This is a genomic window from Serratia sp. 2880STDY5682894 (genome assembly GCF_001537385.1).
Taxonomy (GTDB): domain Bacteria; phylum Pseudomonadota; class Gammaproteobacteria; order Enterobacterales; family Enterobacteriaceae; genus Serratia; species Serratia nevei.
The window spans coordinates 61,476-87,529 of the sequence record NZ_FCJA01000005.1 but is presented as its reverse complement, the minus strand read 5'-3'; the positions used below and the strand labels follow the sequence as shown (position 1 = coordinate 87,529).

The window sequence follows — 26,054 nt, the reverse complement described above, 5'->3', positions numbered from 1 at the left end:
CCTGCGTACGCCGCACGGCCCGTTTCAGGAGACGTTGTGATGAAACCCACCACCGTGACCCACTTGCGCCAGTGGAAACAGGAGCAGCGCAAGTTTGCTACCCTTACCGCCTACGATGCCAGCTTTGCCAAACTGTTTGAAGAGCAAGGCATCAAAGTCCTGTTGGTGGGCGATTCGCTGGGCATGACGCTGCAGGGCCACGACTCCACGCTGCCGGTCACCGTCGCCGACGTGGCCTACCACACTCGCGCTGTGCGCCGCGGCGCGCCGGCCTGCCTGCTGTTGGCCGATCTGCCGTTCATGAGTTACGCCACCCCGGAACAGACCTTCGCCAACGCCGCCGAGCTGATGCGCGCCGGCGCCAACATGGTGAAACTGGAAGGCGGCAGCTGGCTGTGCGACACGGTGAAAATGCTCGCCGAGCGCGCGGTACCGGTGTGCGGCCACCTGGGCCTGACGCCGCAGTCGGTCAACGTGTTCGGCGGCTATAAGGTACAAGGACGCGACGAACTGGCCGCCAAACAGCTGTTGCAGGACGCACAGAATCTGGAACTGGCCGGCATTCAGCTGCTGGTGCTGGAATGCGTGCCGACCGAGCTGGCGCGCCAGATCACCGAAGCGTTGTCCATTCCGGTCATCGGCATCGGCGCCGGCAACGGCACCGACGGCCAGATCCTGGTGATGCACGACGCCTTCGGCATCACCGGCGGCCACACGCCGAAGTTCGCCAAGAACTTCCTGGCGCAGAGCGGCGATATCCGCACGGCGGTGCAGCACTACATTCAGGAAGTGGAGCAAGGCCTCTACCCGGCGGCTGAACACTCTTTTAACTAAGCGATGGTTCCAGGAGTCACCCAATGATTATTATCGAAACCCTGCCGATGCTGCGTCAGCAGATCCGCCGCTGGCGCCAGGAAGGCAAACGCATCGCGCTGGTGCCGACCATGGGCAACCTGCACGACGGCCATATGACGCTGGTCGATGAAGCGCGCGCGCGCGCCGACGTGGTGGTGGTGAGCATCTTCGTCAACCCGATGCAGTTCGATCGGCCGGACGATCTGGCGCGCTACCCGCGCACGCTGCAGGAAGACAGCGAGAAGCTGACCCGCCGCGGCGTCGATCTGGTGTTCGCGCCGGCCCCGGCCGCGGTCTATCCGCAGGGGCTGGAGCAGCAGACTTACGTCGACGTACCAGGCATCTCCAGCATCCTGGAAGGCGCAAGCCGGCCGGGCCACTTCCGCGGCGTTTCCACCATCGTCAGCAAGCTGTTCAACCTGGTGCAGCCTGATTTAGCCTGCTTCGGCGAGAAGGATTACCAACAGCTGGCGCTGATCCGCAAAATGGTGGCGGACATGGGTTACGACATCGACATCGTCGGCGTGCCGACCGTGCGCGCCAAAGACGGCCTGGCCCTCAGCTCGCGCAACGGCTACCTGACCGCCGAAGAGCGCAAGATCGCTCCGCAGCTGAGCAAGATCATGAACGCGCTGGCGCAGCAGTTGGCTAATGGCGAACGCCATGTCGAAGAGCTGCTGGAGCAGACCGCCGAGCAGCTGCGCGCCGCCGGCTTTACGCCGGATGAGCTGTTTATTCGCGACGCCGACAGCCTGCAGCCGCTGACGGTGGACAGCCAGCGGGCGGTGGTGCTGATGGCCGCCTGGCTGGGCAAGGCGCGTCTTATCGACAATCAGCAGGTCGACCTGACGCTGTAAGCCATTTTTTATACTGTCGTCACCCTGAAACCCAGGCCATTGGTAGACAACGGCGGGGCAATCGGTGACGATAGAGATTGCAGGGATGCAGGAGAGATGTTCAACCCCAGCGCCTGTGAAGGCCGATATTCAGTTAGGTAAAGCTATGATACGTACTATGCTGCAAGGCAAGCTGCATCGCGTCAAAGTCACTCAGGCTGACTTGCACTATGAAGGGTCCTGCGCCATTGACCAGGATTTCCTGGAGGCCGCCGGCATTCTGGAATATGAAGCGATCGATATTTACAACGTGGATAACGGCCAGCGCTTCTCCACCTACGCCATCGCCGCCGAGCGCGGTTCGCGCATCATTTCGGTCAACGGCGCCGCCGCGCGCTGCGCCTGCGTGGGCGACAAGCTGATCATCTGCTCCTATGTGCAAATGACCGACGCCGACGCCCGCCAACACCACCCGAAAGTCGCCTATTTCGAAGGTGACAACAACCTGCAGCGTAAGGCGAAAGCCGTGCCGGTTCAGGTCGCCTGACACTAAAACGGGCGCCTTACGCGCCCGTTCTCCCTTACTGCACCACCACCGTGCCCGGCTTGTTGGCTATCCGATCCGCCATGGTCTGGATCGAGTCGGTGCGCAGAATATACAGCCGCTTCAGCGTATAGGGGTTATCCCCCGGTTTCACCTTGCCCTGCACCGTGGTCACCGCCAGATGGAAACCGGCATCCTGCGCCGCCTGGATCGCCCGCTGGTTATAGCCGCCGAACGGGTAGGACAGATACAGCACATGCGGGTTGAACTGCGACAGCGCGCGGCGCGAGCGCTCAAAATCGAACTCGATATTGTGCAGCGAACGGCTCAGCAAAATCGGCTGGCGATTGCCGTCGGTGCGGTGCAGGAAGTGGGTGTGCGACTGCACGTCGAACACGTCCTGAATCTGCTTCAGCTCCGAGACGCTCATAAACTGCAGCGAGTCCGGGTTCCATTTCTGCGGGTGGCGTTTGATGCGCGAAGAGATGATGAACGCCGTCGCGCGGAAACCGTAATCCTTCAGCACCGGGTAAGCGTAGCGATAAACCGACTTCAGCCCGTCGTCGAAGGTCAGCACGATCGCCTTGCCCGGCAGGTTGATCTGGTTCTTCAGGTAGGCTTCCAGCTGATACAGCGAAATGGTGTCGTAACCCGCCTGCTTCAGGTAGGTCATCTGGTTGCTGAACGCCACGTCAGAGGTGGTGGTCGAGGTGTGGCGGAAGCGTTTGTTCTCTTCGTTTTTCAGCAGGTGGTGGTAAGTCAGCACCGGGATGCCGTTATCGATTTCGCAGTCCAACTCACTGACGAACCCCAGCCGATCGCCGATGTTGACCTCGTACCAGGTGTTGTTCAGCCGGTCCTTCAGCTTGCCGATGATCGGATAGCGCAGGTTGCCTTCCAGCGTGCCGAAGACCTCGCTGTCCTTGTCCGCCGCGGTGTAAACGTCGATCGTTTTTTGGGTGATCAGGTTCTGGTTGGTCAGCGGTTTGTTCAGCTCGCCCAGATCGTCTTGCACCTTGCGCGACTTCTTCAGCTCACGCACGTCGTCTTTATCGATAAAGCCGGTGCCGTGCCCGAATTTGAATTCGTAGTATTCCGCATCCGCCGGGAACACCTGGATCAGCTGCCCGCGCTTCACTTCCCCGACCGGGATCACATGCTCGCCCACCAACGCATAGACTTCGCTGTCGCGCTGCGCTTCCATGTATTCAGATTTAACCGCGCTGTCTTCCGACAGCAGATTCGCCAGGCTCACAGGGGAAACCAACGACATCAGAATGCCGAGTAACCCAGCCGCTAACTTGTATTGAGGCCGCATGATGATGTTCTGCTTACGAGTGCGTAATGACAAAAGTGAAGGAAATGTGGAGCGCCAGCATAGCACGATTTGAACAGCGGGGAACTAGCGGTTATCTGAGCAATTCTATTGATTTACGCGCCGCCTGCGCCAAATCAAGAAAAGCGCCCCCGCCGGGAAAGCGGGGGCGCGATACGATCAGCTGCGCAGGCCGCGGCCGCGCTCGATCAGGTACCAGGACAGCAGGTAAAACACCGCGATAAACGCCACCAGCACCGCCATGGTGAACGCCAGCGGCACATCGTTGATGCCGAGGAAACCGTAGCGGAACCCGCTGATCATATAGACGATGGGGTTCAGCTTGGACACCGCCTGCCAGAATGGCGGCAGCAGCGACAGCGAGTAAAACACCCCGCCCAGGTAGGTCAGCGGCGTCAGGACGAAGGTCGGGATCAGGCTGATGTCGTCGAAGGTGGTGGCGAACACCGCGTTGATCAGCCCCGCCAGCGAGAACAGGATCGCCGTCAACAACAGCGTCAGCGCAATCACCCACCAGGCGTGTACCTGCAGCGGTACGAAGAACAGCGAGATGATGGTCACCAGCACGCCGACGCAGATGCCGCGCGCCACGCCGCCGCCGACATAGCCGGCGATCACCACGTGGGTCGGCACCGGCGCCACCAGCAGTTCTTCAATGTTGCGCTGGAACTTGGCGCTGAAGAACGACGAGGCTACGTTGGCGTAAGAGTTGGTGATCACCGCCATCATGATAAGGCCGGGCACGATGAACTGCATGTAGCTGAAGCCGTGCATATCGCCGATGCGCGAGCCGATCAGATTGCCGAAGATGATGAAATACAGCGTCATGGTGATCACCGGCGGCACCAGGGTCTGGATCCAGATGCGCGCGAAGCGGTTCACCTCTTTGGCCCAGATGCTCTGCAAGGCCACCCAATACAAACGCGTCATGCTTTTTCTCCATTGCCGTTAACCAGGGTGACAAACAACTCTTCCAGGCGGTTCGCCTTATTGCGCATGCTCAGCACCTGCACGCCCTGTGCGCTCAGCTGGGCGAATAAACCGTTCAGCCCCTGCTCGCGCATCACCTCCACTTCCAGCGTGGAGGTATCCGTCAGGCGGCTGCGATAACCGTCCAGCTTCGGCAGCGGGCTCTTCGCCGCCAGATCGAGAATAAAGGTTTCCGACTTCAGCTTGGCCAGCAGCCCCTTCATCGAGGTGTTTTCCACCAGCTCCCCGTTCTGGATGATACCGATGTTGCGGCACAGCATCTCCGCCTCTTCCAGATAGTGGGTGGTAAGGATAATGGTGGTGCCCTGGGCATTCAGCTCTTTCAGGAAGCCCCACATCGAACGGCGCAGCTCGATATCCACCCCGGCGGTCGGCTCATCGAGGATCAGCAGCTTCGGCTGATGCATCAACGCGCGGGCGATCATCAGGCGGCGCTTCATGCCGCCGGACAGCATGCGGGCGCGCTCGTTGCGCTTGCCCCACAGATCCAGCTGGTTGAGGTATTTTTCGGCGCGCGCCATCGCTTCACGCCGCGTGACGCCGTAGTAACCCGCCTGGTTCACCACGATCTGCAACACGGTCTCGAACGGGTTGAAGTTGAACTCCTGCGGCACCAGGCCGAGCTGGCGCTTGGCGTTGACGATGTCTTTATCGATGTCGTAACCGAACACCCGCACGCTGCCGGCGGTTTTGTTCACCAGCGAGCTGATGATGCCGATGGTGGTGGATTTACCGGCGCCGTTTGGCCCCAAAAGGGCATAAAAGTCCCCCGCCTCGACGCTCAGGTCGATGCCGCGCAGCGCCTTGACGCCACCGGCGTAAGTCTTGGTCAGCTGCGCTAATTCCAGTGCATAATTCATATGTAAAATAGTACCTTATGACGATGAGTATGCCGCCGCGCCCCTGTCTGCGAGGCTTGAAACAATAACGATAATCCTAGCATCGGCGACGTTTCCACTGAGTCGAATCCGTGCGGAAAATGAGGTTGCACCACTGTTCCGATTTCCAAATTGTGACGCTTACCCTATATTACCCCAACGCAATCTGTTCGTTACGAGTCAATAACCTCCATGAAAGAAATCGAAGAGCTTATCGCCAACAACCATGCCTGGTCGGCCAATATCAGTCAGGAAGACCCGGAATTTTTTGAACGTTTAGCCCAGGCGCAAAAGCCCCGTTTCTTATGGATTGGTTGCTCTGACAGCCGCGTTCCCGCCGAACGCTTGACCGGCCTCGAGCCGGGTGAACTGTTCGTCCATCGCAACGTGGCGAACCTCGTTATCCATACCGATCTTAACTGCCTGTCGGTGGTGCAGTATGCGGTAGATGTGCTGGAAGTCGAACACATCATCATCTGCGGCCACCTGGGCTGCGGCGGCGTGCAGGCGGCGGTGGAAAACCCGGAGCTGGGGTTGATCGACAACTGGCTGCTGCACATTCGCGATCTGTGGTACAAGCACAGCTCGCTGCTGGGCGAACTGCCGCCGGAGCAGCGTTTCGACATGCTGTGCAAGATCAACGTCATTGAGCAGGTGTACAACCTGGGCCACTCCACCATCATGCAGTCCGCCTGGAAGCGCGGCCAGAAGGTGATGATCCACGGTTGGGTATACGGCATTCAGGACGGCCGTCTGCGCGATATGGAAGTGCTGGCAACCAGCCGCGAGAGCCTGGAGATGGGCTACCGCAAAGCGATAGCCAAACTGAAGCAGGATAAAGGCATCTAACCCCGCCGCGGGCGCGGCAGGCCGCGCCCCACATCAATTACTCGTCCAGCAGCACCACTTTGCCGACGTACGGCAGGTGACGGTAGCGCTGGGCGTAGTCGATGCCATACCCCACCACGAACTCATCCGGGATCGAGAAGCCGACATATTCGACCGGCACCTGCACTTCACGGCGCTCAGGCTTGTCCAGCAAGGTGCAAATCGCCAGCGATTTCGGCCCGCGCAGCGCCAAAATCTCGCGCACTTTGTTCAGCGTGTTGCCGGAATCGATGATGTCTTCCACGATCAGTACGTCTTTGCCGCGAATGTCTTCGTCCAGATCCTTGAGGATCTTCACGTCGCGGGTGGTGGACATGCCGCTGCCGTAGCTGGAGGCAGTCATAAAGTCGACTTCGTGCGGCACGTCGATCGCGCGGCAGAGATCGGCCATGAACATGAAGGAGCCGCGCAGCAGCCCAACCAGCACCATGTCGCTGCCGCTGTCGCGGTAATGTTCGGTGATCTGGCGGCCAAGTTCGGCGATACGGGTCTTAACTTCCTGCTCGGAAATCATTACGTCTACAGTGTGTTTCATAGTATTCAGGTCAGTTGCCGGAAGAAAGGCGCAGAGTTTAGCATAGGCCGTTACGACTTGCCTCTCTCCCGGACAGGGGAGTTTTCTTTATTAAGGGTATTCCTGACGAGCGTGCAGGACACTCACTATTTCAATATGTGCAGCCAGCACGCGGTAAACCACAATGTAATTAGGATGAACAACCATTTCACGAGTCCCGTTCACCCTGCCTGGCCTGAATAGATAAGGATGTTCCGCTAACGGGATAACCGACTCTTCAATGCGTTGCAACAAAGCCTCTGCGGCAAGTGGATTTCGCTCAGCGATAAAAGCCAGCAGCGTATATAAACCCGTTTTTGCTTCGTCAGTCCATTTGACGGTTAACATAAGGGTCAGGCCGATTTTCTTTTGGCTTTCGCCTGCTCGATAATGTGACGAGCGCCGGCCATGACTTCGTCATGGGGAATACGGGGGGAGTCGCTATTGATGGAAGATTCCACGGTGCTTCTGAACCAACGATCGTAGCTATCAGCCTGCTCTTGAGTCTCAAACTCAGAAACGATGGGATCCAATTTTGTCGGCATGACGCACTCCTCAACAGCTGATATTTTAATCAGTATAACGGCTTCCTTTCATTGAACCAAGCGGTGGCGACGCGAGCGCGCCACCACCGGAGCACCGGGCCGCCATCAATCGGCGACGGTGAAGCCCATCATCATGCCGGTATCTTCATGTTCCAACAGGTGGCAGTGGGCCATGTACGCATGTTCGCTGCTGGCCGGATGGTCAAAACGCACCAGCACTTCACTGCGCCATCCTTCGACGCGCACCGTGTCCTTCCAGCCGCTGCGATGCGCCGCCGGCGGTTTGCCGTTTTCCGACAAGATGCGGAACTGGGTACCGTGAATGTGGAACGGGTGCAACATCATGTCGCCCTCACCGGAAATGGTCCACTTTTCATACTGGCCCCGTTTGGCGGCGAACATCGGCTTGGTCATATCGAAGGCCTTGCCGTTGATCATGTTGCCGTGGCTGAAATCGAACGGTTTGGCTTTGCCCTGCGCGCCACCGTGATCCATCCCGGCCATATTGCCATGATCCATGCCCTTCATGTTGCCCATGTTGCCATGGTCCATGCCCTGCATGCCGCCCTTCTCCATGCCTTTCATGTTGCCATGGTCCATGCTCTGCATGCCGCCCTTCTCCATGGCTTTCATATCTGCGCCGCCCGTCGCGCCATGATTCATGCTCATGCCGGCCATCGCCTGGTGACCATAGCGATCCATCAGCGCCTGCATACCGAGCATATCCAGCTGCGGATCCATCATCAGCTGCAGCCAACGCTCCTGGATGCCGGTGGTGGCAGGCAACGTCGGCAGCTTCACCAGGCTGTCCGGCATGGTTTTGATGCCCTGCGCCAGCGACGGCTGAATGCGCAACACCGGCAGCGCTTGATCGAACGGCGCCAGCGTCATGCCCATCTGCTTCACCGGCAGCGTCACGATATCGAACGCTTTCCCATCCGAGGCATCGACCAACACTTCAAAGCGTTCGCCCATCAGCATCGGCAGCTCGGTCAGTTTCACCGGCTCCGCCAGGAAACCGCCGTCGCTGGCAATGACATACAGCGGGCGGTTGTCACTGGCCGCCAGATTCAGCGAGCGGGCGTTGCAGCCGTTGAGGAAACGCAGGCGCAGCCAACCGCGCGGCGCCAGATGTTGTGGATACTGCGCGCCGTTGGTGAACATGCGGTCGCCAAACCAGCCCACCGCCGCACTCATCACGTCCAGGCGGTATTCGATCTGCGCGTCTTTGCCCAGCCGCTTATCCTGCAGGATCACCGGAATATCATCCTGTCCCCAGGTTTTCGGCAGCGGCAGTTTGGCGCTCTCTTCGTCTTCCAGCAGCACCAGCCCCGCCAGCCCCATCATGACCTGGCTGCCGGTTTTACCGTGCGTATGCGGGTGGAACCAGCAGGTGGCCGCCGGTTGATCGACGGTGAAATTCACCGTGCGCGTCGCGCCGGGATGAATCAATGCCTGCGGGCCGCCATCGACGTCGCCGGGAATCTCCAGGCCGTGCCAGTGGACGGTGCTGGCCTCCGCCAGGCTGTTTTTGATATCAACCGTTACCGGCTGGCCACGCTGCAGCTTCACCGCCGGCCCGAGCAGCGCGCCGTTGAATCCCCAGGTTTTGGTGGCGGCGCCGGGCAACCAGCGGGTTTCCCCCGCCTGCAGCGCCAGCGCAATCTTTCCCTGCGCGTCCGGCGTCAACAGCGGCGGTACCGGCAGGGCCGGCCGATCGGCCGCCCAGGCGGCCCGGCTCCATAACGGCAATGCGCTCGCGGCGCCCAGCGCGGCGGTTAATTTAATAAAATCACGGCGTAACATCGCTGACTCCCTTTTCTCAGTGACATAACTCAATGCCGCCAGCCTAAACCTTCCCCCTGGCGGAAGGTCAAGCCTTTCCTGGCGGTATTTTAAGCTATGCCTCACAATCAAGAGAGCGCCATTGACGAACGCGAGGCCGCGCCCAGCGGCAATAAAATTTGGTGCCTTTACAGGCAAGTGTGGTAACGTCTGCAAACGACAAACAGGCCTATTTCATGATGAAAAAAACAACGTTATCGATGCTGTTGCTGGCGATGCTGGGCTTCTCCAACGCCAGTCTGGCGCTGAATGAATCCGAGGCGGAAGATCTGGCCGATCTGACGGCGGTATTTATTTATTTGAAAAATGATTGCGGCTACAACGATTTGCCAAATGCGCAAATCAAACGCGCCATCGTCTATTTCGCGCAACAAAACCGCTGGGATTTGAGCAACTACAACAGCTTCAATATGAAGGCGCTGGGCGAAGACAGCTACCGCGATCTCAGCGGCATCGCCATTCCAACGCCTAAAAAATGCAAATCGCTGGCGCGCGACTCTTTGAGCCTGCTGGCCTACGCCAACTAATTTCCCCCCTTCTCCCGCCCGCCTAACGCTCTCTCTGTCTGAAATTCAACCGTGCATCGCCAGGCAGAGTTAGCTATGATGTTGCGCCGATTTTTCATGGCTGTTATTACGGAGTATCCCGCACATGACCCAGAAAGAAATTTGGTACGAAACGCTGCATACGGGCTTCGGCCAGTACTTCTCGGTAGAGAAAGTGCTGTACCGCGAGAAGACCGATCATCAGGATCTGGTGATCTTCGAGAACCCGGTGCTGGGGCGCGTGATGGCGCTCGACGGCGTGGTGCAAACCACCGAGCGTGACGAGTTCATCTATCACGAAATGCTGACCCACGTGCCGCTGCTGGCGCACGGCGCGGCGAAGAAAGTGCTGATCATCGGCGGCGGCGACGGCGGCATGCTGCGCGAAGTCAGCCGGCACCCTGGCGTGGAGCAGATCACCATGGTCGAAATCGACGCCGGCGTCGTCGAGTTCTGCCGCCAATACCTGCCCAACCACAGCGCCGGCGCCTATGACGATCCGCGCTTCAAGCTGGTGATCGACGACGGCGTCAACTTCGTGAACCAAACCGACGAAACCTTCGATGTGATCATCTCCGACTGCACCGATCCGATCGGCCCCGGCGAAAGCCTGTTCACCTCGGCGTTTTATGAAGGCTGCGCCCGCTGCCTGAATGAGGGCGGCATTTTCGTCGCGCAAAACGGCGTCTGTTTCCTGCAGCAGGACGAAGCGGTCAACAGCCACGCCAAACTGAGCGGCTACTTTAGCGACGTCAGCTTCTATCAGGCAGCGATCCCAACCTATTACGGCGGCATCATGACCTTTGCCTGGGCGAACCAGAACCCGGCGCTGCGCCAGCTCGATCTGCCTACTCTGCAACAGCGCTTTAACCAAAGCGGTCTACACTGCCGTTATTACAACCCGGCAATTCACATCGGCAGCTTTGCCCTGCCGCAATATTTGCTCAATGCCCTGAACGTAACACGTTAAGCGAGAAGATAAAGGAGGTGGCCCAAATTGCATAAGCTAAAACTGCACGGCTTCAACAACCTGACCAAGAGCCTGAGTTTTTGTATTTACGATATTTGTTACGCCAAGACCGCGGACGATCGCGACGGCTATATCGCCTACATTGACGAACAATATAATGCCAACCGGCTGACCGAGATCCTGAGCGAGACCTGCTCAATCATCGGCGCCAATATTCTGAACATCGCACGTCAGGACTACGAGCCGCAGGGCGCCAGCGTCACCATCCTGGTCAGCGAAGAGCCGATCGATCCGAAAGACGTCGATACGTCGGAACACCCCGGCCCGCTGCCGAACACGGTCGTTGCGCACCTGGACAAGAGCCACATCTGCGTACACACCTACCCGGAAAGCCATCCGGAAGGCGGGCTGTGCACCTTTCGCGCCGATATCGAAGTCTCGACCTGCGGCGTCATTTCGCCCCTCAAGGCGCTGAACTACTTAATTCACCAGCTGGAATCCGACATCGTCACCATGGACTATCGCGTGCGCGGTTTCACCCGCGACGTGAACGGCGTGAAACATTACATCGATCATGAGATCAATTCGATCCAGAACTTTATGTCGGAAGACATCAAGGCGCTGTACCACATGATGGACGTGAACGTTTACCAGGAAAATATCTTCCATACCAAGATGTTGTTGAAGGATTTCGATCTGAAGCATTACCTGTTCAACGCGGCACCAGAAGCGCTGAGCGCCGTCGAACGCAAACAGATCACCGATCTGTTATGGAAAGAGATGCAGGAAATCTATTACGGCCGCAATATCCCGCCTCTGTGATGGAAAGGGCGCGGCACGCCGCGCCCTGATGCTTAGTATTTCAGCATGAAAGAACGGTAGGCCTTCAACACCAGCAGGAAATCCTCAACGCCGCAGAATGAGAGGCTTTCTTCGTCGTAGTAGTTCATCCCCTCTTCCATTTCATCGCCTTCGAACTCCAGCTGATTGGCGCGGATCATCACTTCTTCACCATCCATCAACAGCGTATATTCATGGCCTTCCAGCTGCCATTGACGCTCGCTGCCTTTGACCTCGGCCGCACCGGCTTCTATGCGGTCCAGCAGGTTGAAATCGCCTTTGACTTCTTCGTTGATCCAGTGGCCAATCGCTTCATGCCCCATCGAAAATCTGACGATCACCTGACCGGTAACGTCACGCAGAAATTCGTAATCCATAGCATGCCCTCCTGAGCCCTTTTTCTTAGTGTAAACATAAATTGATTGCTAACTCAGTGAGCGCTCGCAAAGTTGGCAACTCGGCAAAATAAAACCTTGGCGGCGCGCAATATAGCGGCTTGCGGCGGCGATGGGAAGACGCCGGCCGCGATCCCTCAAGGAAAGCGAAGCGGTGCCTCATCACCGCGCGGCGCATGCCCGCCATGCGAAAAGTCGGCCGACAATCCGCCGATCGCCGGTTATTTATTTGAATCATGTAGATACCGTGGAGATGTATGTCACGATTTTATCGGGATTATGATTTCCCTTTAAAATAAATAAGTTACTGATTCCTGGCGCGACGCGACTTTATTGACATCCCCTCAATATCGATTAGCTTTTAAATAAGGAGCTCTAATTATGTTCACCAGCGGCCAGAGGTGTTCTCACCTCATTCATACCTATCACCACGATCAGGATGTGTGCCATGAAATACATAACCTCCATTATCGCACTGAGCATGATGTTCTCTGCATCGGCGTTCGCCGCCAAACAAATCACCCTTGAAGAATCCGCCAACTACACCAAACTCGGCGATCTCTCCATTCAGCAGACCGGCGTGCCTACCGTCGGCCATAAATATATTTCCTCAGAGGTTGATAAGAAATGTAATGAACTCAGCGGGCTGGATGGGAAAGACTGCTTCTATCGCATCATCTCCGCCACCGGGCAAGAGAGCGATCACAAAGATATCCACGTGGAAATATTCAAAAAATAGCGGGCAGGCTTTGAACGTAAAATAAAAAAAACGGGGCCCTGGAAAGGGCCCCGCTGCTTGGGATTGACGCTGAATTAAACCGCGGTCTGGAAGATCACGCCGTCGGCTTTTTCGGTGTACTGCCCCAGTTGGTCAAAGTTCAGATAGCGGTAGGTATCCGCCGCCGTCTTGTCGACCTGCGCCATATAGGTCTGGTACTCGTCCGGCGTCGGCAGGCGGCCCAGCAGGGACGCAACCGCAGCCAGTTCGGCAGACGCCAGATAGACGTTGGCACCGGTGCCCAGACGGTTCGGGAAGTTACGGGTCGAAGTGGAGACCACCGTCGCACCGTCCGCCACGCGAGCCTGGTTGCCCATGCACAGCGAACAGCCCGGGATCTCGATGCGCGCCCCGCTCTTGCCGAAGACGCTGTAGTAGCCTTCTTCGGTCAGCTGAGCCGCGTCCATCTTGGTTGGCGGCGCCACCCACAGACGGGTCGGCAGCTGGCCCTTGTGCTGATCCAGCAGCTTGCCGGCCGCGCGGAAGTGGCCGATGTTGGTCATGCAAGAACCGATGAACACTTCATCGATTTTGCTGTTGGCCACGTCAGACAGCAGGCGCGCATCGTCAGGATCGTTCGGCGCGCACAGGATCGGCTCTTTGATCTCGTTCAGATCGATGTCGATCACCGCCGCGTATTCCGCATCCGCATCGCCTTCCAGCAGCTGCGGATCCGCCAGCCATTTTTCCATGCCCTGAATACGGCGCTCCAGCGTACGGCGATCGCCGTAGCCTTCGGAGATCATCCACTTCAGCAGCACGATGTTGGAGTTCAGGTACTCTTCGATCGGCGCCTTGTCCAGCTTGATGGTACAACCGGCGGCGGAACGTTCGGCGGACGCATCGGTCAGCTCAAACGCCTGCTCAACCTTCAGATCCGGCAGGCCTTCGATCTCCAGAATACGGCCGGAGAAGATGTTTTTCTTGCCCTTCTTCTCGACGGTCAGCAAGCCTTGCTGGATCGCGTAGTAAGGGATGGCGTGCACCAGATCGCGCAGGGTGATGCCCGGCTGCATTTTGCCTTTGAAGCGCACCAGCACCGACTCAGGCATATCCAGCGGCATCACGCCGGTCGCGGCGGCAAACGCCACCAGGCCGGAACCGGCCGGGAAGGAGATGCCGATCGGGAAGCGGGTGTGGGAATCGCCGCCGGTGCCGACGGTGTCAGGCAGCAACATGCGGTTCAGCCAGGAGTGGATCACGCCGTCGCCCGGACGCAGCGAGACGCCGCCGCGGTTCATGATGAAGTCAGGCAGCGTGTGGTGCGTGGTCACGTCGACCGGTTTCGGGTACGCGGCGGTGTGGCAGAACGACTGCATGACCAGATCGGCGGAGAAGCCGAGGCAGGCCAGGTCTTTCAGCTCATCGCGGGTCATCGGGCCGGTGGTGTCCTGAGAACCGACGGAGGTCATCTTTGGTTCACAGTACTCGCCAGGGCGAATGCCGGCGACGCCGCAGGCACGACCGACCATTTTCTGCGCCAGCGAGAAGCCTTTGCTGCTGGCGGCAACCGGCTTGGCGATACGGAACACCTCGCTGTGCGGCAGACCCAGCGCTTCGCGCGCCTTGGTGGTCAGGCCGCGGCCGATGATCAGCGGGATACGGCCGCCGGCGCGCACTTCATCCAGCAGCACGTCGGTTTTCAGCTCGAAGTTGGCGATCAGCGCGCCGGTTTCGTGGTTGCGCACTTCACCTTTGTACGGGTAAACGTCGATCACGTCGCCCATGTTCAGCTCGGACACGTCCACTTCGATCGGCAAGGCGCCGGCATCTTCCATGGTGTTGAAGAAGATAGGCGCAATCTTGCCGCCCAGCACCACGCCGCCGCCGCGCTTGTTCGGCACGTGCGGGATGTCGTCGCCCATAAACCACAGCACGGAGTTGGTAGCGGATTTACGGGAAGAACCGGTGCCGACCACGTCGCCGACGTAGGCCAGCGGGAAGCCTTTCTTGTTCAGCAGCTCGATCTGTTTGATCGGGCCGACGCTGCCCGGCTGATCCGGCACGATGCCTTCACGTTCGTTTTTCAGCATCGCCAGCGCGTGCAGCGGGATGTCCGGGCGCGACCAGGCGTCCGGCGCCGGGGAAAGGTCGTCGGTGTTGGTTTCGCCGGTGACTTTGAACACGGTGACGGTGATCTTTTCCGCCAGCTCAGGGCGCGACAGGTACCATTCGGCGTCGGCCCAGGACTGCATGATCTGCTTGGCGTGTGGGTTACCGGCCTTGGCCTTCTCTTCCACGTCGTAGAAGTTGTCGAACATCAGCAGCGTGTGGGACAGCGCTTTCGCGGCGATAGGCGCCAGCGTTTCGTTGTCCAGCGCTTCGATCAGCGGGTGAATGTTATAGCCGCCCTGCATGGTGCCTAACAGTTCAATGGCTTTCTCGGGGGTAACCAGGGGGGATGTCGCTTCGCCTTTGGCGATGGCCGCCAGGAAACCTGCTTTGACGTAGGCGGCTTCGTCGACGCCCGGTGGAACACGGTTAATCAGCAGGTCTAACAGGAATTCTTCTTCGCCTTTTGGCGGATTCTTCAGTAGTTCGACCAGCGCGGCCATTTGGGTGGCGTCTAGCGGCTTAGGGGCGATGCCCTCAGCAGCACGCTCGGCTACGTGCTTACGGTATTCTTCTAGCACGACGTTCTCCTCGCTCTCATTGTCATTTATTGTGCCTGGCGTATATGCAAACCGGGTTTATACCCTTGGGGTTTCACTCTGTGGCTAGGCGATCGGCCCGTAAAGGCCCCGAAACGGTGATTGGGGCAAACAAGCACGGTCAAACAGCGTTACAGCATGAAAGACTGATGGGTAGAGCGCACGGCGATATAGATGCCATCTATCCTGACGGGGCACTGCTGTCGATGTCCTGGACTGTAAGGTACAGTGCCCGGTTCCGCTCAGCCAGCATATCAGGATTTGAAACGGTTGTTAATTCGTTCACATAAAAGCAACATTAAATCTTTGCTGAATCGTTGAGCGCAGCGTAATCGGCTGCCGGACTAGCAGGGCATTATATCCATATAGTTAGAGTGGATATAAGCAGGGGGATCGGAATTTGGCGCAGCGGCCACAAAAATACCGCTTTCTGAGTTTGAGCAAAAAAAAACGGCCCCTTTTCAGGAGCCGCTGGTTAACCGGTCAAGCCAGCAGAATTACTTCTTCTTGGCTTTCGGGTTAGGCAGGTCGGTGATGCTGCCTTCGTAGATTTCCGCCGCCAGGCCCACGGATTCGTGCAGGGTCGGGTGAGCGTGGATGGTCAGCGCGATGTCTTCCGCGTCGCAGCCCATCTCGATAGCCAGACCGATTTCACCCAGCAGCTCGCCGCCGTTGGTGCCGACAATCGCGCCACCGATGATGCGATGAGTTTCTTTGTCGAAGATCAGTTTGGTCATGCCGTCTGCACAGTCGGAAGCGATCGCACGGCCGGAAGCCGCCCACGGGAAGGTGGAGGTTTCGTAGCTGATGCCTTTCTCTTTCGCTTCTTTCTCGGTCAGACCCACCCATGCCACTTCCGGCTCGGTGTAAGCGATGGATGGGATCACTTTCGGATCGAAGTAGTGCTTCATGCCGGCGATAACTTCCGCGGCAACGTGGCCTTCGTGCACGCCTTTGTGCGCCAGCATCGGCTGACCGACGATGTCGCCGATAGCGAAGATGTGCGGCACGTTGGTGCGCAGCTGTTTGTCGACGTTGATGAAGCCACGCTCGTCAACTTCAACACCGGCTTTGCCGGCATCCAGCAGTTTGCCGTTCGGCACGCGGCCGATCGCCACCAGCACCGCGTCGTAACGCTGTGGTTCTGCCGGCGCTTTTTTACCTTCCATCGTGACGTAGATGCCGTCTTCTTTGGCTTCTACCGCGGTCACTTTGGTTTCCAGCATCAGGTTGAACTGCTTGCTGATACGTTTGGTGAAGACTTTCACCACGTCTTTATCTGCCGCCGGGATAACCTGATCGAACATCTCAACGACGTCGATCTGTGAACCCAACGCATGGTATACGGTGCCCATTTCCAGGCCGATGATGCCGCCGCCCATAACCAGCAGACGCTCTGGGACGGTTTTCAGTTCCAGCGCATCGGTAGAATCCCACACGCGTGGATCTTCATGAGGAATGAATGGCAGTTGGATCGGACGAGAACCTGCAGCGATGATGGCGTTGTCGAAGTTGATGGTGGTTGGGCCGTTTTCGCCTTCCACAACCAGGGTGTTAGCGCCGGTGAACTTGCCCAGGCCGTTGACCACTTTCACTTTACGGCCTTTCGCCATGCCAGCCAGACCGCCGGTCAGCTGAGTGATGACTTTTTCTTTCCAGACGCGCACTTTGTCGATGTCGGTTTTCGGCTCGCCGAAAACGATGCCGTGTTCGGCCAGCGCTTTGGCTTCTTCGATCACTTTGGCAACGTGCAGCAGTGCTTTGGAAGGGATACATCCCACGTTCAGGCAAACCCCGCCCAGAGTGGAATAACGTTCAACCAGAACGGTTTCAAGACCTAAGTCAGCGCAACGAAAGGCTGCAGAGTAACCTGCCGGGCCCGCCCCAAGTACCACGACCTGAGTTTTAATTTCAGTACTCATCATGACCTCTTAATTGATTGTCCGGCGGGTCAGACGTCATTTTTATTGCTAATCGATCTCATAACGCCCTTCATCCACCGGGACGCTTACACCGCGAGCAGTTTACAGAATTGTTAATAATCTGCAAAGCGTGTTCGAGTGACCCGTGTCTCAACAATTTTGTCGAGTTGTGCAAAATCCGACAAAACTGCTACAGAATCGTCAGGGGCGCAGCATGCTGCGCCCCTTTTGCATTACATCACCAGACGGCGAATGTCGGACAACATGTTGTTGATGATGGTGATGAAGCGCGCACCATCGGCACCGTCGATAACGCGGTGGTCGAAGGACAGCGACATCGGCATCATCAGGCGCGGCATGAACTCTTTACCGTTCCAGACCGGCTCCATCGCAGACTTGGAGACGCCCAGGATAGCCACTTCCGGCGCGTTAACGATCGGCGCGAAGTGGGTCGTCCCGATGCCGCCCAGGCTGGAGATGGTGAAGCAGCCGCCCTGCATCTCGCCCGCGGTCAGCTTGCCGTCGCGCGCTTTCTTGGAGATGGCCATCAGTTCGCGAGACAGCTCGGTGATGCTCTTCTTGTTCACGTCCTTGAACACCGGAACCACCAGGCCGTTCGGGGTATCTACCGCCACGCCGATGTTGATGTATTTCTTCAGCGTCAGCTTCTGACCGTCTTCGGACAGCGAGCTGTTGAAGCGCGGCATCTGCTCCAGAGCGGCAGCAACGGCTTTCATGATGAACACGACAGGCGTGAACTTCACGTCCAGCTTGCGCTTGGCCGCTTCTTCGTTCTGCTGTTTGCGGAACGCTTCCAGATCGGTGATGTCGGTTTTGTCGAAGTGAGTCACGTGCGGGATCATCACCCAGTTGCGGCTCAGGTTCGCGCCAGAGATCTTCTGGATGCGGCCCATTTCGACTTCTTCGATCTCGCCGAACTTGCTGAAGTCCACTTTCGGCCATGGCAGCATGCCTGGCAGACCGCCGCCGGCAGCAGCCGGAGCCGCTTCAGCGCGTTTCACTGCGTCTTTCACGTAAGTCTGAACGTCTTCGCGCAGGATACGGCCTTTACGACCGGTGCCCTTCACTTTCGCCAGGTTAACGCCGAATTCACGCGCCAGACGACGAATGACCGGAGTCGCGTGCACGTATGCCGCGTTCTCGGCGAACTCGCCTTTGTCATCCGCTTTCGCAGCCGGAGCGGCGGCTTTAGCGGCGGCCGGAGCCGGCGCAGCTTCCGCTTTAGCGGCTGGAGCGGCGGCAGCGGCAGGCGCAGCGCCTTCCACTTCGAACACCATGATCAGGGAGCCGGTTTTCACTTTGTCGCCGGTCGCGATCTTGATCTCTTTCACGGTACCCGCGAACGGTGCAGGCACTTCCATAGAGGCCTTGTCGCCTTCCACGGTGATCAGAGACTGCTCGGCGGCAACCTTGTCGCCCACCTTAACCATCACTTCGGTCACTTCGACTTCGTCACCGCCGATATCCGGCACGGCGACGTCTTTGGCCGCAGAGGCCGCAGGTGCTGCATCGGCGGCAGGGGCTTGCGCCGCAGCCGGGGCCGCAGCGGAAGCGGCGCCGGCCACTTCGAACACCATGATCAGGGAACCGGTTTTCACTTTGTCGCCGGTCGCGATCTTGATCTCTTTCACGGTGCCCGCGAACGGCGCAGGGACTTCCATGGAAGCCTTGTCGCCTTCAACGGTGATCAGGGACTGCTCGGCTTCCACCTTGTCGCCCACTTTCACCAGGATCTCGGTCACTTCGACTTCGTCAGCGCCGATGTCCGGCACGGCAACGTCTTTGGCCGCAGCGGCGGCCGGGGCAGCTGCTGCTGCTGCCGGTTTTTCTTCCGCTTTCGCCGCCGGTGCAGCTTCCGCTGCGCCTGCCGCTTCGAAGATCATGATCAGTTTGCCGGTTTCGGTTTTATCGCCGACCGCCACTTTGATCTCTTTCACCACGCCCGCCTGCGGGGAGGGCACTTCCATGGAAGCCTTGTCGCCTTCCACGGTGATCAGCGATTGTTCCGCTTCAACTTTATCGCCGACCTTCACCAGAATCTCGGTGATTTCGACTTCATCTGCACCGATGTCCGGTACGTTGATTTCGATAGACATTATTCAGTACCTCTTAGGCCAGACGCGGGTTAACTTTTTCCGGGTTGATGTCGAATTTCTTGATTGCATCGGCAACCACAGAAGCTTCGATCTCACCGCGTTTAGCCAGTTCACCCAGAGCAGCAACCACCACGTAGGATGCATCGACTTCGAAGTGGTGACGCAGGTTTTCGCGGCTGTCCGAACGACCGAAGCCGTCGGTGCCCAGTACGCGATAATCGCTGGCCGGCACATAAGTACGAACCTGTTCGGCGAACAGTTTCATGTAGTCGGTAGAAGCTACCGCCGGCGCGTCGCTCATCACCTGAGCGATGTAAGGCACGCGTGGCGTTTCGGTTGGGTGCAGCATGTTCCAGCGCTCGCAATCCTGGCCGTCGCGCGCCAGTTCGGTGAACGAGGTCACGCTGTAGGTGTCGGAACCCACGCCGTAGTCCTTCGCCAGGATCTGCGCAGCTTCGCGCACGTGGCGCAGGATGGCGCCGGAGCCCAGCAGCTGTACCTTGCCTTTGCTGCCTTCCAGCGTTTCCAGCTTGTAGATACCCTTGCGGATACCTTCTTCCGCACCCTGCGGCATCGCAGGCATGTGGTAGTTTTCGTTCAGCGTGGTCAGGTAGTAGTACACGTTTTCCGGGTTGTCGCCATACATGCGCACCAGACCGTCGTGCATGATCACCGCCACTTCGTACGCGTAAGCCGGATCGTAAGAGATGCAGTTAGGGATGGTCAGAGACTGAATGTGGCTGTGGCCATCTTCGTGCTGCAGACCTTCGCCGTTCAGGGTAGTACGGCCCGAGGTGCCGCCGATCAGGAAGCCGCGCGCCTGTTGGTCGCCCGCTGCCCAGCACAGGTCGCCGATACGTTGGAAACCGAACATCGAGTAGTAGATGTAGAACGGAATCATCGGCAGATCGTTGGTGCTGTAGGAAGTCGCTGCGGCCAGCCAGGAAGAGGCTGCGCCCAGTTCGTTGATGCCTTCCTGCAGGATTTGGCCTTTCTCGTCTTCTTTGTAGTAAGCCACCTGCTCACGGTCCTGCGGAGTGTACTGCTGGCCGTTCGGGCTGTAGATACCGATCTGACGGAACAGACCTTCCATACCGAAGGTACGCGCTTCGTCGGCGATGATTGGCACCAGGCGATCTTTGATCGACTTGTTCTTCAGCATCACGTTCAGGGCACGCACGAAGGCGATAGTGGTGGAGATCTCTTTGTTCTGCTCTTCCAGCAGCGAGCTGAAATCTTCCAGCGCCGGCATTTCCAGCTTCTGAGTGAACTCCGGCAGACGCGTCGGCACGTAGCCTTTCAGCGCCTGGCGACGTTCGTGCAGGTATTTGTACTCTTCGGACTCTTTCTCGAAGGTGATGTACGGCAGTTTTTCGATGTCAGCATCGGCAACCGGCACGTTGAAACGATCGCGGAAGTGGTGAACCCCTTCCATGTTCATTTTCTTCACCTGGTGAGCGATGTTTTTACCTTCCGCGGTTTCACCCATGCCGTAACCTTTGATGGTGTGGGCCAGGATAACGGTCGGTTTGCCTTTGGTGTCCTGCGCTTTTTTCAGTGCAGCGAAGATTTTCTTCGGATCGTGACCACCACGGTTCAGCGCCCAGATTTCGTCGTCGGTCATATCTTTGACCAGCGCCGCGGTTTCTGGGTAACGGCCGAAGAAGTGCTCGCGCACGTAAGCGCCGTCTTTGGATTTGAAGGTCTGGTAGTCGCCGTCCAGGGTCTCGTTCATCAGCTGAACCAGTTTACCGCTGGTGTCTTTACGCAGCAGTTCGTCCCAACGGCCGCCCCAGATCACTTTCAGCACCTGCCAGCCTGCGCCGGAGAAGATGCCTTCCAGTTCGTTGATGATCTTGCCGTTGCCGGTGACCGGGCCGTCCAGGCGCTGCAGGTTGCAGTTGATGACGAACACCAGGTTGTCCAGCTTCTCGCGGGTCGCGATGGTGATGGCGCCTTTGGATTCCGGCTCATCCATCTCGCCGTCGCCCAGGAAGGCGTAAACGGTCTGCTCAGAGGTGTCTTTCAGGCCACGGTGTTCCAGGTATTTCAGGAACTTCGCCTGATAGATGGCGCTGATTGGCCCCAGGCCCATGGAAACGGTCGGGAACTGCCAGAATTCCGGCATCAGCTTAGGATGCGGGTAAGAGGACAGGCCATTGCCGTGCACTTCCTGACGGAAGTTGTTCATTTGTTCTTCGGTCAGGCGGCCTTCAAGGAAGGCACGCGCGTAAACGCCCGGAGAGATGTGGCCCTGGAAGTACACCAGGTCGCCGCCGTCTTTCTCGTTGCGTGCGCGGAAGAAGTGGTTAAAGCAGACTTCATAGAAGGTCGCGGAAGACTGGAAGGAAGCCATGTGGCCGCCCAGCTCCAGGTCTTTTTTGGATGCGCGCAGAACGGTCATGATCGCGTTCCAACGGATCGCTGAGCGAATGCGGCGTTCCAGATCCAGGTTGCCTGGGTAGGCCGGTTCGTCTTCTACCGCGATGGTGTTGACGTAGTTGTGCGCTGCAGCACCGGCCGCAACGTTAACGCCGCCTTTGCGGGCTTCTCCCAATACCTGATCAATCAGAAACTGAGCTCGCTCAACACCCTCTTCACGGATGACCGATTCGATCGCCTGCAGCCAGTCGCGGGTTTCGATCGGATCCACGTCATTGTTTAAACGTTCTGACATGGTGGTATTCCTTATCTGTCTAATGGTTTGTTTGGAGCCTGTCTTCCTGTGCTCTGTGCAAAAACACACGAAGACAGGCCCATCAGTTTAGTTGCCGCTTAAGTACTTAACTAAGTACCTCGAACTTAACCCCCGCAGGCTGGTGTACCCTGAAGAGGACAGCTCTTAATCCTTGCGTTGCTGGAGACGCCGTAGCGATCTCTCGCGCCGAGTATGCTCCCGGCTGAGATCCAGCAAGATTTCCTCGATAAACGCCAAGTGGCGATGCGAGGCTTCACGGGCCTTTTCCGGCTCGCGTGCCACAATCGCCTCAAAAATTCCGGCGCGGTGGCTGCTCACTTTTGCCAACATCTCACGGCGCGAGTAGAGCAATTCAAAGTTCTGACGCACGTTCTGTTCCAGCATCGGCCCCATGCAGCGTAGCAGGTGAAGTAACACAACGTTGTGGGCAGCTTCGGTCACGGCGATTTGATACTGCATGACCGCATCGGCTTCGGCGTCGAGATCGCCGCTGTCTTGAGCCTGTTGAATCACGATATGGCAGTCGCGGATGCGCGCCAGATCTTCATCGGTGCCGCGCAGCGCCGCATAATAGGCGGCAATGCCTTCCAGCGCGTGACGGGTTTCCAGCAGATCGAACTGTGATTCGGGATGGTCGGCCAGCAGCTCGGCCAGCGGATCGCTGAAGCTCTGCCACAGATTAGTTTGCACGAAGGTGCCGCCGCCCTGACGGCGCAGGAGCAGCCCTTTCGCTTCCAGGCGCTGAATGGCCTCTCTCAGAGAAGGACGGGAGACATCAAATTGTTTCGCCAGCTCGCGCTCCGGAGGCAGTTTTTCGCCTGGGCGCAGTGTCCCCTCGAGGATCAGGTATTCGAGCTGTTGCTCGATAACATCTGACAACTTGGGTTGGCGGATTTTGCTGTAGGCCATGAGTGAATTCTTCTCTGCGAATGGCGCGGAGTCAATTGGTAATACCAATTTCAAAAACGTGACGGTAAAGTAACAAAGTATTCACCTCCTGTCCATACGGGCCTTGATCGAAATCAGGTTACCCGCACATTTTAACACCCCGCTGAAAACCCCGCTGCAAACCGGTAACGCCGTGATGGTATTACCATTTACGCGCCGGGTTGGGGATTTAACTTTTACCAAACCTTACGCAAGGCAGAGTGCAAACTTTTTGCCCGAGTTTTATTGCATGGTTATGACGCTTTAATGAATGGCTATTTGGCGAGCAGCGCAACGGGAGTTCGTTCATTATTTGAACGCGCGCCGCCGTTCGGATCTACGTTATTTTTGCGCATTATGTGATTTGTTGCTTATTTCATGCACTGAATCCCCCCCGCCGTCACACAACCCGCATTTTGTTTCCTAAACTGCTGCAATCTTAATCACTCACACGACAAAGCAGGTGCAAACAGACGCGCATAACATTATTCTCTGCCAAACGGTAGCGGCGCCGTGGAATTAATAGCTATAACGCCGTAAATAAAACAAAACACACATCGTAACCACTGCTTTACAGGTATGTGGTCATTCGCAACGACAGAGGGTTAGATTGATGGATGGTCAACAGCATGGTGACCAGCTGAAACGCGGCCTGAAAAACCGCCATATTCAGCTCATCGCCTTAGGTGGCGCAATCGGCACCGGGTTATTTCTCGGTATCGCTCAAACAATAAAAATGGCCGGCCCGTCAGTGCTTCTCGGCTACGCCATCGGCGGCTTCATCGCGTTTCTGATCATGCGCCAGCTGGGGGAAATGGTGGTGGAAGAGCCGGTTGCCGGTTCCTTCAGCCACTTCGCCTACAAATACTGGGGCAACTTCGCCGGCTTCGCTTCCGGCTGGAACTACTGGGTGCTGTATGTCCTGGTGGCGATGGCGGAGCTGACCGCGGTCGGCATCTACGTGCAGTACTGGTGGCCGGAGATCCCCACCTGGGTCTCCGCTGCGGTGTTCTTCCTGGCGATCAACGCCATCAACCTGGCCAACGTTAAAGTTTACGGCGAGATGGAGTTCTGGTTCGCCATCATCAAGGTGGTGGCGATTATCGGCATGATCGTGTTCGGCGCCTACCTGCTGTTCAGCGGCATGGGCGGCCCGGAGGCCACCGTCACCAACCTGTGGGCGCAGGGCGGGTTCTTCCCGAACGGCGTCATGGGCCTGGTGATGGCGATGGCGGTGATCATGTTCTCTTTCGGCGGCCTCGAGCTGGTCGGCATCACCGCCGCCGAAGCCGACAACCCGCAAAAAAGCATTCCGAAAGCCACCAATCAGGTGATCTACCGCATCCTGATCTTCTATATCGGCTCGCTGGCCATTCTGCTGTCGCTGTACCCGTGGGGCAAAGTGGTCGAAGGCGGCAGCCCGTTCGTGCTGATCTTCCACGCGCTGAACAGCAACCTGGTGGCGACCGTGCTGAACATCGTGGTGCTCACCGCCGCGCTGTCGGTGTACAACAGCTGCGTCTACTGCAACAGCCGCATGCTGTACGGCCTGGCGCAGCAGGGCAACGGCCCGAAAAGCCTGCTGAAGGTCGACGGCCGCGGCGTGCCGGTGGTGGCCATCGGTATCTCCGCTCTCGCCACCGCGCTGTGCGTACTGATTAACTATCTGATCCCAGGCCGCGCCTTCGAACTGCTGATGGCGTTGGTGGTATCGGCGCTGGTGATCAACTGGGCGATGATCAGCCTGGCGCACCTGAAGTTCCGCGCCGCCAAAAACCGCGAAGGCGTGGTGCCGAAGTTCAAAGCCTTCTGGTACCCGTTCAGCAACTACCTGTGCCTGCTGTTCATGGCCGGCATCCTGGTGATCATGTACCTGACGCCGGGCATTCAAATCTCGGTGCTGCTGATCCCGGTATGGGTGGCGATCCTGGCCGTCGGTTACGCCATCAAACAGCGCAGCCAACGCGTAGACGGCGTCACCAGCCGTTGAATCCCGTGACCGCACAATAAATAAAATGGCCCGCAGATGCGGGCCATTTTTTTCGCCTGAACGCCGCTTACTTGCGCAGCGCTTTCACCTGCTCGGCGGTGATATCCGCCGGCAAGCCGCCCCAGGTCACGCGCAGGTAATTCACCAGCTCCGCCACTTCGGCATCGCTCAGCCGCTCACCGAAGCCCGGCATGCTCTGCATGCTTTCATCGTTCGGGAACTGCTGGGCCGGCAGGCCGTCCAGCACCGACACGATCAGGTTCTTGCCGTCTGCCTGGCGCAGTGTGGCATTATCGCGCATCGCCGGTGCGACGTGCGGTTTGCCCTCGCCTTCACGCGCGTGACACCCGGCGCACTGATCCAAATAGGCCATGCGCCCGGCATCGCTGCCCTGGCCCATTTTCACCGGCACCGCCGCCGGCGGCTGCTCGCCCATCAGATACAGCGCCAGCGCCTGGTGGTCTTCCGGCGTTAAATGACGGGTGCTGAGATCCACCACCATGTGCATCTCGCTGAAGGCGGAACCCTGCGGCGCGAGGCCGGTGCTGAGGAAGCGGCTGACGTCCTGTGGCGTCCAGCCGCGCTGCGCCAGGCCGTGCGGCGTAATGTCCGGCGCCATGAAGCGGCCGAGATCGCCGCCCTGCATCGGCTTAGCGAGATCCATCTGCCCCAGTGCGCCGCGCGGCGTGTGGCATTCGCCACAGTGCCCCAGCACGTCGGCCAGATAGCGGCCGCGCTGCCATTGCGGCGAACTGCCCTGCGAACTGGCCGGCAGCGGATCCTGGCTGCGGAACAGCAGGTTCCAGCCGATCAGCGCCATGCGCTGGTTGAACGGGAACGGCATCTCGTTGGCCGGAATGGCGACGTCCACCGCCGGGCGCGTCATCAGGTAAGCATAGATGTCGTCGGCATCCTGACGCGACATGCCCTTGTACGAAGTGTAAGGCATCG

Annotated in this window: 23 protein-coding genes; 9 read left to right on the top strand and 14 right to left on the bottom strand. The window is 58.2% G+C overall.

What is annotated here, in order from left to right; genetic code table 11:
- The first annotated feature begins 39 nt into the window (after positions 1-39).
- From panB to panD, 3 genes are all read left to right on the top strand, one after another.
- Positions 40-834: a 3-methyl-2-oxobutanoate hydroxymethyltransferase gene (panB, locus tag AWX27_RS13060; protein ID WP_004937548.1), complete on the top strand. Its 795-nt coding sequence runs from the start codon at positions 40-42 to the stop codon at positions 832-834.
- A 23-nt stretch (positions 835-857) separates the two neighbouring features.
- Complete coding sequence (gene panC, locus AWX27_RS13055) at positions 858-1,712, top strand: pantoate--beta-alanine ligase (protein WP_049200094.1); 855 nt, start codon at positions 858-860, stop codon at positions 1,710-1,712.
- Positions 1,713-1,857: 145 nt separating this feature from the next.
- Positions 1,858-2,238, top strand: a complete 381-nt coding sequence (gene panD / locus AWX27_RS13050) for an aspartate 1-decarboxylase (protein WP_004937544.1) — start codon at positions 1,858-1,860, stop codon at positions 2,236-2,238.
- Positions 2,239-2,272: 34 nt separating this feature from the next.
- Here panD and AWX27_RS13045 read toward each other — a convergent pair whose 3' ends face one another.
- The 3 genes from AWX27_RS13045 to AWX27_RS13035 form a co-directional block, all read right to left on the bottom strand.
- Complete coding sequence (locus AWX27_RS13045; protein ID WP_055311947.1) at positions 2,273-3,553, bottom strand: polysaccharide deacetylase family protein; 1,281 nt, start codon at positions 3,551-3,553, stop codon at positions 2,273-2,275.
- A 177-nt stretch (positions 3,554-3,730) separates the two neighbouring features.
- Complete coding sequence (locus tag AWX27_RS13040; protein WP_004937535.1) at positions 3,731-4,501, bottom strand: ABC transporter permease; 771 nt, start codon at positions 4,499-4,501, stop codon at positions 3,731-3,733.
- Positions 4,498-5,421 carry an ABC transporter ATP-binding protein gene (locus AWX27_RS13035; protein WP_033644695.1) on the bottom strand — a complete coding sequence of 308 codons (924 nt, stop codon included), beginning with the start codon at positions 5,419-5,421 and terminating at the stop codon, positions 4,498-4,500. Before AWX27_RS13035 ends, AWX27_RS13040 begins: the two co-directional genes overlap by 4 nt.
- Positions 5,422-5,631: 210 nt before the next feature.
- Between AWX27_RS13035 and can the strand changes: the two genes are divergently transcribed.
- On the top strand, positions 5,632-6,288 hold the full coding sequence (gene can, locus AWX27_RS13030; protein ID WP_049200096.1) for a carbonate dehydratase: 657 nt from the start codon (positions 5,632-5,634) through the stop codon (positions 6,286-6,288).
- Positions 6,289-6,325: 37 nt separating this feature from the next.
- Here can and hpt read toward each other — a convergent pair whose 3' ends face one another.
- From hpt to cueO, 4 genes are all read right to left on the bottom strand, one after another.
- Positions 6,326-6,862, bottom strand: coding sequence for a hypoxanthine phosphoribosyltransferase (hpt, locus tag AWX27_RS13025; protein ID WP_048234659.1), 537 nt, complete (start codon positions 6,860-6,862; stop codon positions 6,326-6,328).
- Between the two features lie 90 nt (positions 6,863-6,952).
- Positions 6,953-7,228, bottom strand: coding sequence for a type II toxin-antitoxin system RelE/ParE family toxin (locus tag AWX27_RS24565; protein WP_049208401.1), 276 nt, complete (start codon positions 7,226-7,228; stop codon positions 6,953-6,955).
- 5 nt (positions 7,229-7,233) lie between these two features.
- Positions 7,234-7,425, bottom strand: coding sequence for a type II toxin-antitoxin system RelB family antitoxin (locus AWX27_RS13020; protein ID WP_049200097.1), 192 nt, complete (start codon positions 7,423-7,425; stop codon positions 7,234-7,236).
- A 105-nt stretch (positions 7,426-7,530) separates the two neighbouring features.
- On the bottom strand, positions 7,531-9,231 hold the full coding sequence (gene cueO, locus AWX27_RS13015) for a multicopper oxidase CueO (RefSeq protein WP_060422685.1): 1,701 nt from the start codon (positions 9,229-9,231) through the stop codon (positions 7,531-7,533).
- 218 nt (positions 9,232-9,449) lie between these two features.
- Here cueO and AWX27_RS13010 point away from each other — a divergent pair, with 218 nt between their 5' ends.
- The 3 genes from AWX27_RS13010 to speD all read left to right on the top strand — a co-directional run bounded on the left by AWX27_RS13010 (position 9,450) and on the right by speD (position 11,607).
- On the top strand, positions 9,450-9,797 hold the full coding sequence (locus AWX27_RS13010; protein WP_004937515.1) for a YacC family pilotin-like protein: 348 nt from the start codon (positions 9,450-9,452) through the stop codon (positions 9,795-9,797).
- A 124-nt stretch (positions 9,798-9,921) separates the two neighbouring features.
- Positions 9,922-10,785 (top strand): polyamine aminopropyltransferase, encoded by an 864-nt coding sequence (gene speE, locus AWX27_RS13005; protein ID WP_060422682.1) that lies wholly within the window; start codon positions 9,922-9,924, stop codon positions 10,783-10,785.
- 27 nt (positions 10,786-10,812) lie between these two features.
- Positions 10,813-11,607 (top strand): adenosylmethionine decarboxylase, encoded by a 795-nt coding sequence (gene speD, locus AWX27_RS13000; RefSeq protein WP_049200100.1) that lies wholly within the window; start codon positions 10,813-10,815, stop codon positions 11,605-11,607.
- Between the two features lie 32 nt (positions 11,608-11,639).
- On the opposite strand, the gene yacL is transcribed toward speD, so the two are convergent.
- Positions 11,640-12,002, bottom strand: a complete 363-nt coding sequence (gene yacL, locus AWX27_RS12995; protein ID WP_004937507.1) for a protein YacL — start codon at positions 12,000-12,002, stop codon at positions 11,640-11,642.
- A 466-nt stretch (positions 12,003-12,468) separates the two neighbouring features.
- Between yacL and AWX27_RS12990 the strand changes: the two genes are divergently transcribed.
- Positions 12,469-12,759, top strand: coding sequence for a hypothetical protein (locus AWX27_RS12990; RefSeq protein ID WP_064291158.1), 291 nt, complete (start codon positions 12,469-12,471; stop codon positions 12,757-12,759).
- Between the two features lie 74 nt (positions 12,760-12,833).
- Here the strand turns inward: AWX27_RS12990 and acnB are convergent, their stop codons facing one another.
- The 5 genes from acnB to pdhR all read right to left on the bottom strand — a co-directional run bounded on the left by acnB (position 12,834) and on the right by pdhR (position 23,095).
- Positions 12,834-15,431, bottom strand: a complete 2,598-nt coding sequence (gene acnB / locus AWX27_RS12985) for a bifunctional aconitate hydratase 2/2-methylisocitrate dehydratase (RefSeq protein WP_060422679.1) — start codon at positions 15,429-15,431, stop codon at positions 12,834-12,836.
- A 515-nt stretch (positions 15,432-15,946) separates the two neighbouring features.
- The gene (gene lpdA / locus AWX27_RS12980) at positions 15,947-17,371 is read right to left on the bottom strand and encodes a dihydrolipoyl dehydrogenase (RefSeq protein WP_004937500.1); all 1,425 of its coding nucleotides are present in this window, start codon (positions 17,369-17,371) and stop codon (positions 15,947-15,949) included.
- A gap of 233 nt (positions 17,372-17,604) precedes the next feature.
- On the bottom strand, positions 17,605-19,488 hold the full coding sequence (gene aceF, locus AWX27_RS12975; protein ID WP_060422676.1) for a pyruvate dehydrogenase complex dihydrolipoyllysine-residue acetyltransferase: 1,884 nt from the start codon (positions 19,486-19,488) through the stop codon (positions 17,605-17,607).
- Between the two features lie 13 nt (positions 19,489-19,501).
- Complete coding sequence (aceE, locus tag AWX27_RS12970) at positions 19,502-22,165, bottom strand: pyruvate dehydrogenase (acetyl-transferring), homodimeric type (RefSeq protein WP_025304233.1); 2,664 nt, start codon at positions 22,163-22,165, stop codon at positions 19,502-19,504.
- A gap of 165 nt (positions 22,166-22,330) precedes the next feature.
- Positions 22,331-23,095 (bottom strand): pyruvate dehydrogenase complex transcriptional repressor PdhR, encoded by a 765-nt coding sequence (gene pdhR / locus AWX27_RS12965; RefSeq protein WP_004937490.1) that lies wholly within the window; start codon positions 23,093-23,095, stop codon positions 22,331-22,333.
- A 631-nt stretch (positions 23,096-23,726) separates the two neighbouring features.
- Between pdhR and AWX27_RS12960 the strand changes: the two genes are divergently transcribed.
- A complete protein-coding gene (locus AWX27_RS12960) occupies positions 23,727-25,103 on the top strand; it encodes an amino acid permease (protein ID WP_004937488.1) in 1,377 nt (458 codons plus the stop codon).
- Positions 25,104-25,170: 67 nt separating this feature from the next.
- Here the strand turns inward: AWX27_RS12960 and AWX27_RS12955 are convergent.
- Positions 25,171-26,054, bottom strand: an 884-nt coding sequence (locus AWX27_RS12955) for a c-type cytochrome (protein WP_072270090.1), incomplete at its 5' end; no start/stop codon positions are given.